This is a genomic window from Rhodococcus sp. NPDC060086 (genome assembly GCF_042730275.1).
GTDB lineage: Bacteria > Actinomycetota > Actinomycetes > Mycobacteriales > Mycobacteriaceae > Rhodococcus.
In genome coordinates this window covers 1-18,374 of the sequence record NZ_JBHWWZ010000073.1, presented here as the reverse complement: position 1 = coordinate 18,374, position 18,374 = coordinate 1, and the positions used below count along the sequence as shown (strand labels likewise).

At 65.4% G+C, this 18,374-nt stretch carries 20 protein-coding genes; 5 read left to right on the top strand and 15 right to left on the bottom strand.

From position 1 onward, the window contains the following. Window positions 1-44: 44 nt before the first annotated feature. From cmrA to ACFWB0_RS24285, 7 genes are all read right to left on the bottom strand, one after another. The gene (cmrA, locus tag ACFWB0_RS24315) at window positions 45-848 is read right to left on the bottom strand and encodes a mycolate reductase (protein ID WP_378492960.1); all 804 of its coding nucleotides are present in this window, start codon (window positions 846-848) and stop codon (window positions 45-47) included. Window positions 849-909: 61 nt separating this feature from the next. Next, entirely contained in the window at window positions 910-1,416 is a 507-nt protein-coding gene (locus tag ACFWB0_RS24310) for a hypothetical protein (protein WP_378492959.1), read from the bottom strand. Between the two features lie 171 nt (window positions 1,417-1,587). After that, the gene (locus tag ACFWB0_RS24305) at window positions 1,588-2,850 is read right to left on the bottom strand and encodes an ABC transporter substrate-binding protein (protein ID WP_378492958.1); all 1,263 of its coding nucleotides are present in this window, start codon (window positions 2,848-2,850) and stop codon (window positions 1,588-1,590) included. After that, window positions 2,847-3,959, bottom strand: coding sequence for a branched-chain amino acid ABC transporter permease (locus ACFWB0_RS24300; protein ID WP_378492957.1), 1,113 nt, complete (start codon window positions 3,957-3,959; stop codon window positions 2,847-2,849). The genes ACFWB0_RS24305 and ACFWB0_RS24300 overlap by 4 nt, the downstream gene beginning before the upstream one ends. 3 nt (window positions 3,960-3,962) lie before the next feature. Next, a complete protein-coding gene (locus ACFWB0_RS24295; RefSeq protein ID WP_378492956.1) occupies window positions 3,963-4,841 on the bottom strand; it encodes a branched-chain amino acid ABC transporter permease in 879 nt (292 codons plus the stop codon). 9 nt (window positions 4,842-4,850) lie between these two features. After that, entirely contained in the window at window positions 4,851-5,570 is a 720-nt protein-coding gene (locus ACFWB0_RS24290) for an ABC transporter ATP-binding protein (RefSeq protein WP_378492955.1), read from the bottom strand. Then, window positions 5,567-6,379 carry an ABC transporter ATP-binding protein gene (locus ACFWB0_RS24285; protein ID WP_378492954.1) on the bottom strand — a complete coding sequence of 271 codons (813 nt, stop codon included), beginning with the start codon at window positions 6,377-6,379 and terminating at the stop codon, window positions 5,567-5,569. The genes ACFWB0_RS24290 and ACFWB0_RS24285 overlap by 4 nt, the downstream gene beginning before the upstream one ends. A 205-nt stretch (window positions 6,380-6,584) precedes the next feature. Here ACFWB0_RS24285 and ACFWB0_RS24280 point away from each other — a divergent pair, with 205 nt between their 5' ends. Further along, on the top strand, window positions 6,585-7,220 hold the full coding sequence (locus ACFWB0_RS24280; protein WP_378492953.1) for a TetR/AcrR family transcriptional regulator: 636 nt from the start codon (window positions 6,585-6,587) through the stop codon (window positions 7,218-7,220). Window positions 7,221-7,279: 59 nt separating this feature from the next. Here ACFWB0_RS24280 and ACFWB0_RS24275 read toward each other — a convergent pair whose 3' ends face one another. The 3 genes from ACFWB0_RS24275 to ACFWB0_RS24265 all read right to left on the bottom strand — a co-directional run bounded on the left by ACFWB0_RS24275 (window position 7,280) and on the right by ACFWB0_RS24265 (window position 10,331). Then, a complete protein-coding gene (locus ACFWB0_RS24275; RefSeq protein ID WP_378492952.1) occupies window positions 7,280-8,110 on the bottom strand; it encodes an SDR family oxidoreductase in 831 nt (276 codons plus the stop codon). Continuing rightward, window positions 8,107-9,243, bottom strand: coding sequence for a hypothetical protein (locus ACFWB0_RS24270; protein WP_378492951.1), 1,137 nt, complete (start codon window positions 9,241-9,243; stop codon window positions 8,107-8,109). Before ACFWB0_RS24270 ends, ACFWB0_RS24275 begins: the two co-directional genes overlap by 4 nt. A gap of 65 nt (window positions 9,244-9,308) precedes the next feature. Then, the gene (locus ACFWB0_RS24265) at window positions 9,309-10,331 is read right to left on the bottom strand and encodes an AraC family transcriptional regulator (protein WP_378492950.1); all 1,023 of its coding nucleotides are present in this window, start codon (window positions 10,329-10,331) and stop codon (window positions 9,309-9,311) included. Between the two features lie 66 nt (window positions 10,332-10,397). Between ACFWB0_RS24265 and ACFWB0_RS24260 the strand changes: the two genes are divergently transcribed. Continuing rightward, on the top strand, window positions 10,398-11,729 hold the full coding sequence (locus ACFWB0_RS24260; protein WP_378492949.1) for an MFS transporter: 1,332 nt from the start codon (window positions 10,398-10,400) through the stop codon (window positions 11,727-11,729). Here ACFWB0_RS24260 and ACFWB0_RS24255 read toward each other — a convergent pair. From ACFWB0_RS24255 to ACFWB0_RS24235, 5 genes are all read right to left on the bottom strand, one after another. Beyond that, on the bottom strand, window positions 11,715-12,530 hold the full coding sequence (locus ACFWB0_RS24255) for an SGNH/GDSL hydrolase family protein (RefSeq protein ID WP_378492948.1): 816 nt from the start codon (window positions 12,528-12,530) through the stop codon (window positions 11,715-11,717). The genes ACFWB0_RS24260 and ACFWB0_RS24255 overlap by 15 nt on opposite strands. Window positions 12,531-12,665: 135 nt before the next feature. Then, on the bottom strand, window positions 12,666-13,487 hold the full coding sequence (locus tag ACFWB0_RS24250; RefSeq protein ID WP_378492947.1) for an acyl-CoA thioesterase: 822 nt from the start codon (window positions 13,485-13,487) through the stop codon (window positions 12,666-12,668). Between the two features lie 75 nt (window positions 13,488-13,562). After that, the gene (locus ACFWB0_RS24245) at window positions 13,563-14,003 is read right to left on the bottom strand and encodes a hypothetical protein (RefSeq protein ID WP_378492946.1); all 441 of its coding nucleotides are present in this window, start codon (window positions 14,001-14,003) and stop codon (window positions 13,563-13,565) included. Window positions 14,004-14,016: 13 nt separating this feature from the next. Then, entirely contained in the window at window positions 14,017-14,901 is an 885-nt protein-coding gene (locus ACFWB0_RS24240; RefSeq protein WP_378492945.1) for an alpha/beta fold hydrolase, read from the bottom strand. Window positions 14,902-14,923: 22 nt separating this feature from the next. Further along, window positions 14,924-15,562, bottom strand: a complete 639-nt coding sequence (locus ACFWB0_RS24235; protein ID WP_378492944.1) for a TetR family transcriptional regulator — start codon at window positions 15,560-15,562, stop codon at window positions 14,924-14,926. Window positions 15,563-15,727: 165 nt separating this feature from the next. Here ACFWB0_RS24235 and ACFWB0_RS24230 point away from each other — a divergent pair, with 165 nt between their 5' ends. The 3 genes from ACFWB0_RS24230 to ACFWB0_RS24220 are packed head-to-tail and all read left to right on the top strand — an operon-like array spanning window position 15,728 to window position 18,329. Then, window positions 15,728-16,834 (top strand): ferredoxin reductase, encoded by a 1,107-nt coding sequence (locus ACFWB0_RS24230; protein ID WP_378492943.1) that lies wholly within the window; start codon window positions 15,728-15,730, stop codon window positions 16,832-16,834. Between the two features lie 39 nt (window positions 16,835-16,873). Then, a complete protein-coding gene (locus ACFWB0_RS24225) occupies window positions 16,874-18,091 on the top strand; it encodes a fatty acid desaturase family protein (protein ID WP_378492942.1) in 1,218 nt (405 codons plus the stop codon). Between the two features lie 13 nt (window positions 18,092-18,104). Next, entirely contained in the window at window positions 18,105-18,329 is a 225-nt protein-coding gene (locus ACFWB0_RS24220) for a hypothetical protein (RefSeq protein WP_378492941.1), read from the top strand. The last annotated feature ends 45 nt before the right edge of the window (window positions 18,330-18,374 follow it).

Sequence of the window (18,374 nt, the reverse complement as noted above, 5' to 3'; positions counted from 1 at the left end):
CACGATGCGTGTGCATCGATCGCCGGTTCCAAGAGGACCGACCGTCAGCCTCCGAGCTTCTTGTAGAACGCCCCCGCGATAGGGGCGGAGATGGACCGGGGGGAGAACTGACCCGCTGCCGACATCGCCTTCGAGATCAGACCCGGAACGATCCGCATCCGGTTCTGTGCGAGCGCGTCCAGCGACACCTTCGCGGTGTGCTCACTCGAGATCCACAGGAAGTCGGGAACGATCCGATCGACGATCGACGCTTCGGACGGATCCGGGAGCTCGGTACGCACGGGCCCCGGAGCGAGCAGAGTGACGTTCACGCCGCTGCCCTTGAGCTCGCCCCGAAGCGACTCGGAGAAGGTGTTGACGAACGCCTTCGTCGCCGCGTAGGTCGCGTTGTTGGGGATCGCCATGTTGCCTGCCGCGGAACCGACCATCAGGATCGCACCGGACTTGCGCTCCACCATCCCGGGAAGCACCGCCAGCGTCAGATCATGCACGGCAACCGCATTGAGTTCGACCTGTGCCCGTTCGTAGGACGGATCCAGCTCGGCCACCGCCCCGAATGTGGCAATACCTGCGTTGTTGCACAGAACGCTGATCCGCCGCGTGGACAACTCGTCGACGAGGCCGGTGCGGGAATCGCGGTCGGACAGGTCGCATGCGCGCACCTCGACCTCGACGCGGTGTGCGGACCGGAGCTCGGTCGCGAGCTTCTCCATCACGTCGCCTCGTCGCGCGACGAGGATCAGCGAATGCCCGCGCGCCGCGAGCTCGGTGGCCAGGGCCTCGCCGATACCGGAGGAGGCTCCGGTGACGACGGCACGTGCATCGGGGTGGGGGTTCGGCAGAGTCACGGTGTGTCAGCTTAGCGGGGCCTCGGCGACTCGTCGCCCGACCGGCCGACCCCACCGCCGGTCACGCGTTCTTCTTGTCCTTCTTCGCTTGACGGCGAGCACCCTTTGCGATGGACGATGCCTCGTATTTCTTGCGGCCGGAAGAATCGCGAGTCGAATCGGCGCGGGCCTTCCCGGCCGATTTCACCTTGCCCTTGCCCTCAGTGCCGGCAGGTGATTCGGGGGAGTCGCTCCGGGCGAGTGCCAATCGCTCCTCTTTGAGCTCCAGGGCGGACTGTCGCGCCACCGTGGCCAGTCGACGACTGACCCGCGCGAGTGCGTCTTCGAAGACCTCCGCCTTACCGGCATTGCGCTGGTTCGCTGCCCGGCCCGATGCGCGGGACTTCTTCTTCCCGACCTTGTCGGCGCCGCTTCTGCGGTAGAGCTTGACGTACTTGTTGCGCGCCCGACGGATCCGGGTGTGCAGGTCGATCAGATCGTCCTCGGTGAGTTCGGTGATCTGCGATTTCTTCGTTTCCTGAACGAGAACGAATTCGTCCTCGGACAAGGTGTTCACGAGCTTCGCCATATCGATTCCGATCGTCGCGAGATTTCGCTGCCACGCAGCAGAATATCGGAAGGGGCAGGTCGGCGACGGTGTTCGACGAGTCCGATCGGGAATTTCGGTGGGACGAGAGATGGGTCGGTCGTCCCCCCATGACGACCGACCCTGCACCCGGAGATGTGCTCCGGGCGACACCTATCCCGCTGCGTACTCCACAACGGGGTCGCCGGGAGCGTCCGTGGTGGTGTAGGACGGCCCGAAGTACTCCTGGATTCCGCCTCGGACCTGGTTCACGCGCGCGCCACCCGCGCCGGAGTGGTCGTCGTCGGAGAAGCGGAACGGAACCAGATTGGGGCCCTGGAAACCGTTCTCCGTGATTGCGGCGACGATCGATTCTCGGGTCGGGTTCTCACCGGCCGCTTCGAGCGCCTGCACGAACAGATACGCCATCGACATTCCGTAGACGATGTTGCCGTCGAACTCGGCCCCGCCGTTGTACTTGTCGTTGATCTCCCGGAACTGGGCGGTCCATTCGTCGTTCTCGCTGAAGTGCGACGGCAGATAGTTGGTGCTCAGTAGGCCTTCCGCCAGGGGTGCGGCTTCCCCGAGTGTTTTGGACAATGTCACGAGATCGCCACCGACCGATGCGGTGGTCCACTGCGGAGCGAACCCCAGACGGCCTGCGGTGCCGATCGCCAGTGCGGTGAATCCTGGGATCGTGGCGAGCATGACCACCTCGCAGCCCGCGGCCTGAAGCGCTCCTATCTGGGGTGCGACGTTGGTGTTGCTCGTGGAGTAGGTCTGGCGTTCGGCGACGTTCTCGGCGCCGACGATCTGCTCGACCCCGACGAGGTAGTCGGCTCCGAAGTCGTCGTCCTGACCGAAGGTGCAGATCTTCTTCCCCGGCAGGTTCTTCTGGACGTGGTCGGTCATGACCTTCGCTTCGACCGTGTAGCCGGCGTTGTATCCGAAGGTCAGCGGATACTTGTCGGGCTGGTTCCAGGTTCGCGATCCGGATGCGACGAACAGGTCGGGCACGCCGTTGGTATTGAGGAAGTCGAGCACACCCGAGTGGGTGGGTGTGCCCAGTCCGCCCAGAATTGCGAACACCTGGTCTTGCAGGACCAGTTCGCGGACCACCTGCTGGGTGTTCGCCGGGTTGTACCCGTCGTCGTGCACCTTGTATTCGATGGTGCGGCCGTGCACGCCGCCCTGTTCGTTGACGTGATCGAAGTACGCCTGGGTCGCGGCGGGGATCTTCGAGTAGCCGGCCGCGGCGGGTCCGGTCATCGGCATGTGGGTGCCGATGAGGACGGAGGTGTCGGTGATGCCGGTGGTATCACCCTCGCCGGAGGAAGCGCCTGTCGTGCTGGTACCGCTGCCGCATCCGGCTGCGGTGAGAGCCACGGTCGCCGCGAGTGCGACGAGCGGGATCAGGTGTCGCCGGGATCTGATCATCGGTGTGCCTCTGCTTTCGGTGTGGTGGAGACAGGAGCGGGTGCGGGAACCGAACCCGATCGGTGGCGCGGGGAGCGCCCGCGCGGCGACACGGCGTGCACAGCGCGAGAGAACAGGCCCTGGAGGCCTGACGGAGCAGCGAGAACGACGGCGATCACGGCAATGCCGAACAGTGCGATTGCGAGATTTCCGTCGAGGCGCTCGGCGAGCGCCGGGGACATCTGCAGGGAATCGGTGGCTGCTGCGACGAGCGCGGGCAACACGACCAGCAGCACCGCACCCCACACTGCGCCGAGGAGGGAACCGAGACCGCCCACGACCACACCCATGAGAAGGAACAGGGAGAACGTCACACCGAATGCGCCGGGGGACGCGCTCTGCGTCACCATCGCCAGAACGCCGCCGCCGAGTCCTGCGGCTCCCGAGCTCGCCACGAAGGTGGCGATCTTGGTGCGGGTGACGTCGATTCCGGCGAGGCGGGCGGCGATCTCGTCGTCGCGCACGGCCTGCATACGTCGCCCGAACTCACCGGAGATCAGGTTGGAGAGCGCGAGGACGGTCACGGCGGCAGCGAGAACGGCGACGGTGGCGTGCCATTGTTCGACGGTGAACAGCGCGGCGATCCCGTTCGGGGGGCCTTCGACGTACGCCCACAGCCCTTGGTCTCCGCCGAGAAGCCCTGAGAACGTAGTGGTGATCGACGGGATCGCGACGACGAGGGCGAGGGTGAGACCGGCGAGGTAAGGGCCGTGCAACCGCGCGGCTGCCGCACCGACGATCACTCCCACGACCGATGTGAGCACGACTGCCGCGGCCAGGGGGACGAGCAGTACCGCGATGCCGGTGGCTCCCGCGTCGCCCATATCGTTGGCGGTGAGCGCGAATGTGTAGGCCCCGCAGGCCATCAGCGCTCCGTGTCCGAGCGAGAGCTGGCCGTTGCGTCCGATGAGTACCGTCAATCCGGCGGTGGCGCACACGTACGCGGCGATGGTGGCGAGTTGGTAGTTCCGGAACGGTGGCAGGACGAAGATCGCGACGATCACCACCGCGGTCGCCCCGACGATCCACGCCGTGCGGCTCACGGATGCGGCGAGTTGTGTCGACTTCATGTGTCAGACCTGCCTTGTCGCTGTGCCGGAGAAGATGCCTTGCGGCCGGATCAGGAGGACGCCGAGCAACGCCAGGAGTACTGCGATCGGCGCGATACTCCCACTGAGGTAACCGCTGACGTACCCGAGCAGCAGACCGGTGACCAGGCCGCCGATGACCGCGCCGACCGGGCTGTCGAGACCACCGATCACCGCCGCCGTGAACGCGAAGATGAACACGAGGTCGACCGCGTGCGGGTTGAGTCCGAGCTCGGTCGGTACCACGAGGAGCGCTGCCAGAGCTCCGACGGCGCCGGCGAGAGCCCACCCGAGGGTGAGCATCGCCGAGACCTTCACACCCAGAAGACGCGACACGTCCGGCGAGAACGCCGACGCGCGCATCTTCAGGCCGACGTCGGTGCGTGTGAACAAGTACGCCAGTGCAATGACCACGAGACCGACTGTGGCGAAGACGAAGAGGTCGTACGGGGAGAGCAGTGCCACGTCTCCCAGCCGGAGAGGTTCCCGGCTGAAGGGCAACTGCATCGGTCTGAAGTCGTTACCGAAGAGCATGCCGAGTACGGCGTGCAGCACCAGCACCAGGCCCAGCGCGACGATGACCGCGGCCAGAGGACGGTTCGGGTCGAGACGGCGCATCAGTACTCGTTCGACGAGTGCGCCGAGAACGAAACCGCCGGCGACGGCGGCGATGAGCCCGTACCAATACGACCCCGTCGCCGAGGTCACCGAATAGGCGATGTACGTGGTGGCTGCTGCCATCGCACCCTGCGCGAAGTTGATCACCCGGGTACCGCGCCAGATGAGGACGAGCGCGAGCGCGAACGCGGCGAAGACGGCTCCGCGGGCGAGGCCATCGACGGTGAGGAACAGGAATCTGTCCATGGTGCCTCCTCAGAAACCCAGGTATGTGGTGCGGAACTCGGGGTCCTCTGCGAGTTCTGCGGCGGATGTGGCGACGACGACGCGTCCGAGCGACAGCACGATTGCCTGATCGGAGATGGGCAGTGCGCTGTGTACGTTCTGTTCGACGAGCACGACCGTGAGCCCGGTGCGGTCGCGCAGGTCGCGAAGGGTGGTCATGATCAGGTCGACGATGCGCGGGGCCAGCCCCAGCGAGGGTTCGTCGAGCAGTAGCAGCGTCGGTCGTGCGACGAGGGCACGGCCGATCGCGAGCATCTGCCGTTCCCCGCCGGAGAGTTGGTGTCCCGAGCTGTCGCGGCGTCTGGCGAGCGGCTCGAACATCTCGTACATCTCGGCGACGGCGCGCTTGGCGTCGGCGCGATCCTTTCGCCACAGGCCGCCGAGCCGGAGATTCTCGTCGACGGTCAGTTCGCCGATCACGCCGCGTCCTTCGGGGACATGGGCGACGCCGTGGTGCACCAATTTCTCGGTGGGCACCCCGCGGAGCGAGGTACCGGAGACGTTGATGGTGCCCTGGATCGACGGTAGCGACCCGGACAGTGCGCGCAGCAGGGTCGTCTTACCTGCGCCGTTCGGGCCGACCACGGCCGCGATCGTGCCTGCCGTGACCTCGAACCCGACGTCTTGGAGCACGGGGGCGGGGCCGTAACCCGCAGTGAGATTGTCGACCTGAAGCAGGGGCGCGTTCACGAGGCCTCCCGGTCGCCGAGGTAGGCCTGAGCAACGACGGGATCGGCTTTGATCTCATCGGGTGAGCCCTGCGAGATCACGCGTCCGAAATCGAGAACGACGATGTGGTCGCACACCGACATGATCAGGTCGACGTTGTGCTCGACCAACATCACCGAGACGGTGCCGCCCGCCCGGCGCGGAAGTGCGCCGATGAGTTCGCGCAGGTCGTCGATATCTGCCTGGTCGAGTCCGCCGGCGGGTTCGTCGAGAAGCATCAGGGTGGGGTCGGAGATCAGTGCGCGCGCCAGCGCGACCTTCTTCGCGACGGGGTAGGGCAGTGCGGAGGGGAGGGCGTGCGCATAGCTGCCGATACCGAACTCGTCGAGGAGCGCCGCGGCATCGGCGACGGCCTGCCGGTTGCTGCGGGCTGCCGGCGGGAGCCCGAGCAGGCCTGCGGCGAAGGGGGCGCGGTGTCGTCCGGAGGCGCCTGCGGTGACGTTCTCGAGCGCTGTCAGTCCGTTGAACAGTCCGAGCCCCTGCAGCGTCCGGGCGACACCGCGGGCCGCGAGGCGGTGGGGGACGGGGGCGAACGGTTCTCCGTCGAACGACATGGAGCCGCTACCCGGGCGGATGAATCCGCAGATGACGTTGAACAGGGTGGTCTTCCCCGCGCCGTTCGGCCCCATGATTCCGACGACCGATCCGGGGGGGACCCGTAGGCAGACGTCATCGAGTGCGACGATGCCGCCGAATCGGACGCCGATGCCGGCCAGTTCGAGTCGTGAAGTTTCAGCAGCGTCGGTGCTGGAAGTGTTATGTACCTGCACTAAAGATGCACCTTCTGGTTCGTGATTCGGTGGAAATGACACCGAAGCGTAGTTGAAGTTGAGATCGACATCACTTTTGGCGATAGGTTACAACACTGTCGGTGTAGATTCCTACCGTCCGAGCGAAAGTTCTTCGAGAAAGCGATGCGCTCGGACCTGAAGTACCCGATCGCCTGCGGTATCGCTGGCAGACTGAGGTCGGGCAGTGCTACGAAAGAAACGGGGAAGTGTGGGGACGAACGGCTCCGACGGTCGGACGGCGCGTGCGGAGCGCACCCGCAGATCCGTGATCCAGGCGCACATTCGGCTCATCGAGAGCGGCGAACTGAAACCGACAGGCGCGCAGATCGCCGACGCAGCGGGGGTTTCGTTGCGCGCGTTGTGGGCCAACTTCAACGACCTCGAAACGTTGTTCGCTGCGACGGGAGCCGAAGTCCTGAGTCGCCAGGACGAGCAATTCGTGCCGGTGTCGCCGGAGTTGCCCCTCCCGGACCGCATCGAACGGTTCTGCGCCCAACGGGCGCGGCTCCTCGAATTGGTTGCCCAGCAGGCGCGTGCTGCGTCGCTCCGCGAATCCGTTTCGCCCCAGCTCCGCACGAATCGGCAGCTGCACATCAAGCGTGTGACCGACGAGATCGAGATCCTGTTCGTGCACGAGCTCATCGGGTTGACCCGTACCCGTCGCACTCAGGTGGTGCAGGCGCTCGGAATCGCTTCCACGTGGGCGTCCTGGTCGGTGCTCCGGGACGAGTACGCACTCCCGGTGGACGAGGCAGTGGCGGTCATGCGCCAATCTGTCTCCGCGCTCCTCGCGTCGGCTGTACACGTCGCACTGGGCTGAACTTCAGTCGGCCTGGGCTGAACTTCAGTCGGCATGGGCTGAACTTCAGTCGGCATGGCCTAGGACGTACGCGGTCCGACGGTGGACTTCAGCTTCGTCTGGACGCGGCGGCCCTGCGCGACCATGAGCGGTACGGCCTTCAGGCCGAACCGAGGGAGCATATCTCCCACGCGAACCATGAGACCGCGCCAGCGGGGGATCGTGGTGACCAATCGAGGCCTGTCGAGCACTTTCCGGACCGCGCCGACGACCTCGTCGGGCCCGAGCAGCTTGCCGGAGAACGACAGTGCCGAGGCCGGATCGTCGAGTTTGTCGTACAGCATCGGTGTCCAGATGCCGTCTGGGCAGATACACGAGATGTCGATATTCGTGATACCCGCGAGCCGCAGATCGGCGATCGTGCTCAGACTGAAGCCGATTGCCGCGTGTTTGGACGCTGCGTAGACCGCCTCACCGGGTACGGCGGTGAGGCCGGCGAGCGACACGATGTTGACCACGTGACCTCCGCCGTCGCGCATCCCCTCGAGCGCGGCAACAGTGCCGTTGATCGTGCCGAGAGCGTTCACCTCGATCATCAGCCTGCGGGTCGGCTCGTCTTGTTCCCAGACCGGGCCGGTGATCAGCACTCCGGCGTTGTTCACCCACAGATCGAGACGCCCTGCTCGTTCGATGATCGCATCCCGGGCGGCTTCCACCTGCGCGTATTCACGGACGTCGACTGCCAGTGAGGTGGTACCGCCGCCGAGTTCGTCGGCCGTGACCTGTGCTGCTGTGGCGTCCACGTCGGTGACGAGAACGCGGTACCCGCGCTCGACGAGAAGCGCGGCGATCTGCTTGCCGAGACCGCGCCCGGCGCCGGTCACGACCGCTCCCGCAGGTGTACTGGTCATCGAAGGCCCGCTGCGATCTCGCCGTACTCGATTCCGCCGTGCACGTAGGTCGGGACGACCGGCCACTGTCGTTTCCGCGGAGCGAGCTCGCTCGACGGCAGAATCTGGAGCCAGCGCGGATCGGCCTTGCAGGGATCGGCCAAGGTCTTCTCCTTGATCATCGAATCGTACTGATCGAGAGAATCTTCCAAGGTATTGGCATTCGGGCAGATTTCGCGTCCGAATTTCTCGTGGTACTTCCGCACGCCGGGGATCCTCGAGAGTTCGGGCTGCCAGTTGTCCAGGGAGATACCGTTTTCCGAGGATACCCAGACGCCGTCCGGGGTGTTCACGACGAGCGAATGGTTGCCATCGGTGTGACCGGGCGTCCACAACAACGCGATTCCCTGGCCGAGCTCGATGTCGCCGTCGAATGTCACGAACTTCTCCGGAGCCACCCCGCCGAGACCGCCGTCGACGTACCACGCCCACTGCATGGGATGCAGCGACTGCAGGGTGGCGAGCTCGCGGCTGTGTACCAGCATCTTCGCGTCACCGAACAGCGCTCGGCGTGGCCCGGTTTCGCCTGCGATGACCTCGGAGGAGCCCAGGATCATCCGAGGATCCTGCACGTGCAGGTGGTCGAAGGTGCAGAAGTCGATGTCGCCCGGCTCCAGCCCGAGTTGTGCGAGCACATCGCCTGGCTCGTTGTAGTAGCTCAGGACGAGTTTCTCCACGAGATTACCGCCGGGAATTCTGTCGATGAGGGTGCGCAGGTTGCGGTAGAACGGAGCTTCGGCCGAACCGTCGGGCACAGTCGGTTCGAACACCAGCGTGCGGGGAGTGCCATTCCAGTCGTCGTACTGGACGACGATCATCCGGTTGATCATCGAGATCAGTGGTAGCGCCGGCACCGAGACAGCATCGTGGAAGGCGTACTTGACCGGGTAGGGCGCGGCAGCGATGTCCACAGACTTGATCGCACGGACCTGGCCCTGCGTCGTGAAGCGCTTCTTGTACGCCTCTGCGGCGCGACGCACCGCTGTCAGGCGCTCGCCCCGAGGCCAGACCTCATGTACGCCGTCGAATTCCGGGATCGGGCGTGCGCCGATCTCCGAGAGCTTCGCGTCGCTTCGTCCTGCCTGCTTCACCATGAGACTGCTCCTCGCGCCCGTGTCGTCTGTTTCAGCGTGCAAGGTCTGCTGGAGGAAAACTTGTTTCAGCGCGACAATCTCGGGTCGGTGGTGCGCCGGAGCTCTCGGGGGCTCGTCCCGTACCAGCGTCTGACCGCGTGGCTCAGGGTGGCCTGCTCGGTGAATCCGACCAGTTCGGCCACCCGCGAGAACGGCAGGTCGCCGGTAGTGATCAGGCGGTGTGCGGTGTCGCGGCGGAGGTCGTCGAGAACCGTGTCGAATGTGGTGCCTTCCTCGGCGAGCCGTCGCTGCAGTGTCCGGGGGTGCGTCGCGAGGAGGCGTGCGACGTCGGCCAATGCAGGCGGCGCGGCCAGCGTCGTCGCGACGACGCTGCGCACCTGAGTGCGAACCCTTTTTCCGGGGTCGGCGAAGTTGTCTGCCAGGAACTGGATTGCGACTTGCCGAATGGTCTCGTCGGCGTCCTCGAAGCGGTCGTCGAGGATCCGCCGGTCGATGCAGATGGCGGCCACGGCGCGGTCGAACTTCACATCGCTGCCGAAGAAGTCGGTGTATCTGTGCACAGGCGACAGGGGCCGGTGTGGGATCTCGATCGATCGCACGCCCACCCGCCCACCGACGAGGAGCACGGCGATGCGGAAGAAGAGCCCGAGACCCAGCTCGATACCTTGCCTCGAATACGACGATTCGCGTAGATCCTTGCAGTACGTCAGCGCGATGACGCCGCGCCGATCGTACGGGTCGGGCTCGACGTCCACCCGGAGAGCAGGACTGTGGACGAACAAGAACTGTGTCGCACACCGAAGCGCGTCGGCCACGGTCGAGGATTGCTGGATCGCGAGCGCGAGCGGACCGAGGATGCTCAGGTCCTGCACACCGGCGAGTCGCAGGCCGAGGTCGGGGCAGTCCAACTCGGCGGCCGCGGTGTCGAGCATCCGGTCGTGGGCCTCGATCGGGATGAGGTCGTCGTCGTGGTCGATCGACTTTCTGGACAGCGCGAATCGCTCCAGCAGCCCGTCCGGGTCTCCGCCGAGCTCCTCGACCAACGGTGCGAATCCGCGAAGACTCGCAGCGCGGATCATCGGGACCATGAGAGCAAAGACTATCCGTGATGCGCGCAGTCGCATCGGCGACCGGGCGCTCATAAGCTGCGGGGCATGAACGCACACACGGACGTGAGACCCGCCGCCGGTGCCGACGCGACACGTCGGCAGGTTTTCGCGTGGGGCCTGTGGGACTGGGGCTCGGCAGCATTCAACGCGGTGATCCTCACGTTCGTGTTCTCGGTGTACCTGACCGATGCCGTCGGAGACGATCTACCCGGGTCGATATCCGCGAGCACCTGGCTCGGTTGGTCGCTCGGTATCGCCGGTTTCGCCATCGCGGTTCTCGCCCCGGTCTCCGGGCAGAAGTACGACGCGAACGGGCGCCGAAAGCGCTCATTGGGGATCTTGACCTTCGCGACCGTCGTGTTGATGGCCGGGATGTTCTTCGTCCGCGACGACTATCAGTACCTGTGGCTCGGGCTCGTCCTGCTCGGTGCAGGCTCGGTGATCTTCGAACTCGCGAACGTTCCGTACAACGCGATGCTCCGCCAGGTGTCCACCGAGGAGAACATCGGCAAGGTCTCCGGATTCGGCTGGTCGATGGGATATTTCGGTGGCATCGTGCTGCTGTTGCTGTGCTACACGGGTTTCATCGCGGGTGACGGAGACACCCGCGGGTTCCTGTCGATCACCACCGACGACGGCCTCAACATCCGGTTCGTCGCGTTGCTCGCCGCAGTGTGGTTCGCGGTATTCGCGCTGCCGGTGTTGTTCACCGTGCCCGAGAAGCCACACCAACGCGCCGACGACGAACGGCGGGTCGGGTTCTTCGAGTCCTACCGGGTGCTGTGGCACGACCTGAAGGAACTGTGGAACGACGACCGGCGCACCGTCGCATACCTCGGTGCCTCCGCACTGTTCCGCGACGGACTCGCCGGCGTGTTCACCTTCGGTGCCGTCCTCGCGGTGACCGTCTACGAGATCAGCGCCGCCGACGTGTTGCTGTTCGGTGTGGCTGCGAACGTGGTGTCGGCACTCGGCGCGCTCGCCGCAGGCCGCGTCGACGACAGGGTCGGACCGAAGGCGGTCATCGTCGTCTCATTGGTGTCGATGATCCTGGTGGGAGCGGTGCTGCTCGTGGTGTCCGGGCCGTTGATGTTCTGGATCTTCGGCCTTCTGCTGTGCCTTTTCGTCGGCCCCGCGCAGTCGTCGGCGCGTACCTTCCTGGCGCGCATCACTCCGATCGGCCGCGAGGGACAGATGTTCGGTCTCTACGCCACCACGGGGCGCGCGGTGTCGTTCCTGGCGCCCACCTTGTTCGGTTTCTTCGCGTGGTGGTTCGGTGCGGACCGGGCCGGCATCGTGGGTCTGCTCCTGGTACTGGCGTTGGGTCTGGCCGCGTTGCTGGCGGTGCGTGCGCCGGAACGTTCAGCTGTTCGGTGAGAGCACACCGACCACTTGCTCGGTTGCATTGCGATGCCCCGCCGCGTTGGGATGGAGCGGGATACCCGGCGATGTCGGAACGATCCCTTCCATCCACCGCTGCTCAGGGGCAGCGCACGCGTCGTGTCCGATCGTCGATTCACGAAGATCGACGAACTCGGCTCCGGCCGCACTCACCTGCTGTTCCATCACTGCGTTGAGTCGGTCGATCTTGGACTGCAAGTAGGTGGCGTCCTGCGGCCATATCCGTTGCTCCGGAAAGCATCCGTCATCTCGGATTCCCGTCGGGTAGCCGACGAACAGGATGCGCGCGTGCGGTGATCGTGTCCGGATTTCCTCAGTGATGGCGCTGTACACGGGCGCGAACGCATCGATGGCGGTATCGAACGAATCGTCTTCGCCGGTCGCGGTCTCCGAGCAGGACACACCCGACGGGGCAGCGGCGAGATTGATGCACGAGATCGCCAATTGCACGAGTCCGATGTCGTTTCCGCCGATGCCCACCGTGACCAGGTCGGTGTCGGCCCGAAGCGCGTCGTACTGCGGCGGTACAGCAGTACGACCGAAGGGAGAGATCTGTTCGCCGGTGAGGTCGCGAGAGACGGCGCCGCCACACGACGCGTCGACGAAGTCACGTACGCCGAGCGCGTCCGCAACAAGGCTCGGGTAGTTCACATCGGAACGTCCACAGCCGTCCGACGTGGACTGCGGTGGGATTCCCGGCCCGGCGACGAACGAATCGCCCAGGGCTACATACGAGTCGTAGGCCGGCTGAGCCGATGCCGGAGTCGCGATCCCCACGGCAGCCGCTGCGACTGCTGCTGCGGAAACAGTTCCAGCGAAGCGAAACCAAATCGATGACCAGCGCACGTGTCCCCCGTCGTCCGATCGGTCCATCATGACCGTGCGGAACGGGGGTTGTCACGGAAATCGCCATTACGCCTTGAAATACACCAATTGATGCGCGGTGGCGAGCAGTGTGTCGTTCGTGCTCCACAGGTGTGCGGTCTGGTCGAAGTAGTTCTGTCCGAACCGGTTGCTGCGGGCGGTCGCGAGGATCGGTCGATCACGCTGTGTGTCGATCTCGGCTGCGTCCGCATGGAAGTAGATCGTCAATGTCACCGTGCCCGCGGGAAGAGCGTGGCCGCGCCGCAGGAACGCGCGGGGATAGAACACATCGCACAGGGCGGTCAGCGAAGTGAAGTCGAGGGGCCGTGCCGGTTGGTCGCGAACCCAGAGCGTCGAGATGGAATCAGGGTGCGGGGCCGCGTCGGGGCCGGGAATCGGCCCCTCGACGAACCGCATCTCGTAGTTCTTGCCCCACTCCACGAAGTCCGGGAAAGGAGTGGCTGCAACCTCGTCCTCGGGCAGCGCCGCGGGTGCGGCAAGTTCGGTCGACGCCCAGGTGTCCCTACGATTGCCGAACACCGCGGTCGCGGTGGTGGTGACAGAACCGTCCTGGGACAATTCGATCGCCCAGTGCTGGCTCGAACGATTGGTGCGCACCGGGCGGGCGACCACCTCGAACTCGCCGTACTGGATCGCAGCCGCGTAGTTGACCGTGAGCGACAGCGGAGTACCGAGGACCTCGGGATGCAGCTGGACGGCCCGCAGCATCGTGGCAGCCGTGACACCTCCGAACGGCCCGACCATGTTCGCATACGCGGGGTGGGTGTTTCCGGTGTAGCGGCCCGCGTCGATGGCGGTGAGCTCGACAGCGGCGTCGAAGACGTGGTCGGCGTTCTCGGTTTCGGGCATGAGGTCATGAAACCAGAGTCCGCGACCCGCTTCGATTACCACCCGGGTGGGAGCGGTCGGATGAGGTACGTGGAATCACTGCCAGGGGGATTCGCACAGGTCCTGACGTGCTTTGTTCCAGAACGGAGTCAGCTCGACGGGTCCGGCGTCCGGGTGGGCGCGACGGCCCAGATCGACGAACTCGAGGACCGTCTTGCCCGCCGTACGCGAGTACACGCATGCCTGCAGGGTCAGTTCGGCCGCGTCGGCGAACGACAGGGAGTTGCCCCACGGGCCGAGATCGGTCGAGTTCACGAACGTGTCGAGATCCGCGCCCCGGCGGTTGTACTCGAGTTGGAGTTCGTAACCGCAGGGCTCGCGGAACAAGGCGGTACAGGTCGTGGAGCGCCCGTCGAGGACGAACGCGCTGTCGTCGAGGGTCCGCCGAGCCGGATCTTCGGGACTCTCCCACACGATGAAGAATGCCGTCACAGCGGCCGCGATCAATACGACCAGCAACAACACGCCGCGTTTCACCGGAATCGGCTCCTCATCGGCATCGCCTCACCCGCGCGCCGATGGCGGCCGCGACGGCGCCGGAAGCCTCCTCCGGGATCCAGTGCGACACGCCGTCGAGAACCTCGAAGACGTAATCGGAGTCGACGAAGTTGCCGCAGAGTTCCGCGGCGAACCGACCGACCGCAGCATCATCGGTGCTCCAGATGTACGTGGTGGGGACCTTCACCGGTGGGAGATCTTCGGTGTCGCGGCTCATGGCCCGATACCAGTTGAGAGCGGCGGTGAGCGCGCCCGGTTCGCGCAGAACGCGAATGTATTCGTCGATTGCGTCGGTCGCTACTGTGTCGCCGAACATGGCACGGAGTCGGCGCGCGTCCTCCGCGAGGAGTACACGTTCCGCGGTGCCGTCCTCACGGAACAGGGCGAAGTACGTCGAGCGTGCCTTCTGGTCGTCGTCCTCGCGCAACGCGCGACCGAACGCAGCCAGGTGCGGGATCGACAGCGCAGTCAGTGATCGCACCCGCTCCCGGTGGTGTGCGGCCACGTGCCAGGCGACCGAGGCGCCCCAGTCGTGTCCGACGATGTGTGCGTCGTCGACTCCGAATGCATCGAGAATTCCGAGGACATCCGCGCGCAGCGCGTCGATCCTGTAGTCCGCGACTTCACGTGGGCGGGCGCCGGGGGAGTAGCCGCGCTGATCGGGCAGCAGTACCCGCATTCCGTCGCGGGCAAGTTCGGCTGCCACCGCGTTCCAGCAGCGCGACGTCTGGGGAAAGCCGTGCAGCAGAACGATCGGTGGTCCGTCGGCCGGCCCCGCGACCCGGACGTCGAAGGTCAGATCGCCGAGCGTCACGGCAGCGGAGTCGAAACCCGCCGAATCGGGCCGTCCTGAATCGAACGCTGCGGTTTCGGGCACCTTTCAACGGTACGTCCCGAAGTCAGTCGTGGAGTGGGTTCCACGCCGCCATTCCGAGCATGATCAGACGCATCTGTTTTTCGCCTCGGTCGAGAACCTCGGCCTCAGCGGGGCGACCGGGTTCGATGGCGAGCAGGTCGAGCACCACTTCGAACATGGCGGTGACGAGTAGATCGGCGGCCATTTCGAGGTCGTCGGCCTCCCATGCGGTGAGCTGCGGGATGCGAGCGAGGTCGATCGCGAGTTCGCGTGTGAGCAAGCGGAGTTCGACGGTGAAGGCCCGCGCTACTTCTGGGTGACCGCCGTGACGTTCGCGTGCGAGGAACCGGAATGCGAGCTCATGGTCGCGGACCTGACGGAGCAGTGCGGTCAGTGATGCCTGGGCGTTGGACGGTCCGGGGTTGCGGCGTGCGTCGCGCAGTACCCAGCGCAGTAGCCGCATCGTGTCGCCGGCGAGTGCAACGCCGAGCTCTTCCATCGAGGCGAAATGCCGATAGAACGCCGTGGGCACGATGCCGACCGCTCGCGCGACCTCACGCAGGCTCACACTCGCGAAACTGCGATCCGCGGACAGCTCGAGCGCGGCGTCGAGGATCGCCTGACGGGTGCGTTCTTTGCGTTCGGCCCGGCTGGTCGGTTCTGGGGCGGGGGCTACGGGCACGTTCCGAGTGTAGGCAGACGGTGCGCGGTGCGGGCGGGTCGCCCCCGGTGTCCGTGTTACCGCCGTCACAAGGGGGTTGACAGCCCACTGCACGACCCTGGCACACTGTGTTCAGTGTACGAATGTGCACTGAACCGCTGCCTCTGCATCGGAAGGTTGGAAGTCATGACTGTGAGCCCCGCTCCGAGCCGTGTCCCACTCCGGATCGGAGTCAGAAAACTCCTGTTCGGAGCACTCGGCGCACTCTCGACACCGCACCACCCCGACCGCTACCTCGAGCTCGCCGACCCACTCCTCGCCACCGTGGCCAACCGCGCCCGGATTGTACGTATCGATACAAGTGTGCACGGATCGACCACGGTGATCCTGCGTCCGGCGCGGCCCTGCCGATTCGAGCCGGGGCAGCACATTCGGCTCGCCGTGGTGATCGAGGGAGTCCGGCACGTGCGCACGTTCTCGCCTGCGACCGTGCCCGGGACACGCGACGTGGTGCTCACCATCGGCGATCGGCCCGGAGGGCTGGTCTCCGGACACCTCGCGGAGCGCGCACGGGTGGGGGACGTCGTCGAGGTCAGTGACGGCGAGGGGGACTTCGTGCTCCCCGAGTCGCGTCCGCCGCGCCTGTTGATGATCAGTGGCGGTTCCGGTATCACTCCGGTGTTGTCGATGCTCGGAGCGCTCGCTTCCGAAAAGGGCACGAGTGCAGTGACGTTCGTGTACTACGCACGCACTGCGGCGCACGTACCCCGCAGAGCGGAACTCGAGGCATTGGCGGCACTACCCAACGTCGAGCTCGTGTTCGTCCATACCCGTGGCGAGGGTGGACACCTGCGCGGCCGGTTCGACCGCGCACATCTCGACGCAGTCGCGCCGTGGTTCGCCGAAACCCCGACCTACGTGTGCGGCCCGTCCGGTCTGGTCGAGGGCGTACGAAACCTCTACGACGAGGCCGGATCCACCGACCTGTTGCGCACCGAAGAATTCACGCTGCCCGCGTACGACGTCGACCCGGGCGATGCGTCGGGATCGGTGTCGTTCGCCGAGTCGGGAATCGTCGCTCCCAACAATGGCGCCACCGTACTCGAGCAGGCCGAAAATGCCGGACTCGCTCCGGAACACGGGTGCCGCATGGGGATCTGCCATACCTGCACCGCGGTCCGGTCATCCGGTTGCACACGTGATGTGCGGACGGGCGAGACCGATTCCGAACCGGGCACTCGTATCCAGATCTGTATCAGCGCACCGGTCGGCAACGTCACCGTCGAACTCTGACGGCAGTCACTCTCCGAGTCGAAGAAATTGGAGGACAGCATGTTCGGCTTGACTCTTCCATCGATCCCGTTCCTGTCGGGTGGTCGTACGAAACCCGCCGCAGCGGATCCGATCGTGCTCAGTCGCGATCAGGTCGACGAAATCGGCCGCGAGCTGGATGCGCTTCGGGAACGTACCGTCGCTTCCCTCGGTGCCGACGACCGCGACTACATCTACCGAATCATCAAGGCCCAGCGTAGGTTCGAGGTGGCCGGTCGTGGCCTGCTGTTCCTCGGCTTCTTCCCCCCGGCGTGGGTGGCAGGGGTGGCTTCACTCAGCGTGTCGAAGATCCTCGACAACATGGAGATCGGCCACAACGTCATGCACGGCCAATACGACTGGATGCGCGAACCGTCGCTCAACTCCCGCACCTTCGAGTGGGACACGGTGTGCCCGTCGGATCAGTGGCGGCATTCGCACAACTACATGCACCACACCTACACCAACATCCTCGGGATGGATCGCGACATCGGGTACGGGGTCCTTCGTATGGACCCGGCGCAGAAGTGGCATCCGTACTATCTCGGCAACCCGGTGTACGCAACGGGATTGATGCTGCTGTTCGAATGGGGCGTCATGTTCCACGACGCGGAAGTCGAGCGGATCGTCTCGCGCGAGCGGAGCTGGCGGGACGTGATCCCGCTGGCGAAGGGCTGGTGGCGTAAGGCCCGGCGTCAGGTGATCAAGGATTACGTCGCGTTCCCGCTGTTGAGCGGTCCCATGTTCGTCCCCACCCTGGTGGGTAACGCGACCGCCAACCTGGTCCGGAACGTGTGGACGTTCTCGATCATCTTCTGCGGTCATTTCCCGTCGGGTGTGCAGTCGTTCTCGAAGGAGGAGACCTCGAACGAGACGCGCGGCGAATGGTATGTGCGCCAGATGCTCGGGAGCGCGAACATCAGCGGCACCCCACTGTTCCACATCATGTCCGGCAACCTGTCACACCAGATCGAACACCACCTGTTCCCGGACCTGCCGGCACACCGTTACCCGGAGCTCGCACCGCAGGTGCAGGCGCTGTGCGAGAAGCACGGATTGCCCTACAACACCGGTGGCCTGTTCGCGCAGGTCTCGTCCGTCTGGAAGAAGATCTTCCGGTTCGCTCTTCCACCTGCCCTGGTGTCGCCGGAGCCGGAGACGGCGGTGCTCATCGACCGTCCATCGAGTTCCGGGCGCAGCTCGGAGACGGCGGGTATTCTCGCGCGGGAGAACGTATGAGGGGGGATCGGGCATGGTTGGAAAGTTCGAGCGGAACAAGGACGTCATCCAGGAGGTGACCGAATCGACGGCGACACATGTCGGCGCGATCGCGAGCATCATTGCCGGAGCGGTCCGCGACGTGACCCGCGAAATCGGTGACCTGATCACCGAAGGAATCGAGATGCGCGAGGCCTCGAAGAAGGCACGCAGCGATCACCGCGGTGACGAAGGTGCCGACGAGAAGGATGAGAAGTAGGCAGACCGACAAAAGCTCGCAGCCCTGGTGGATGACCACCAGGGC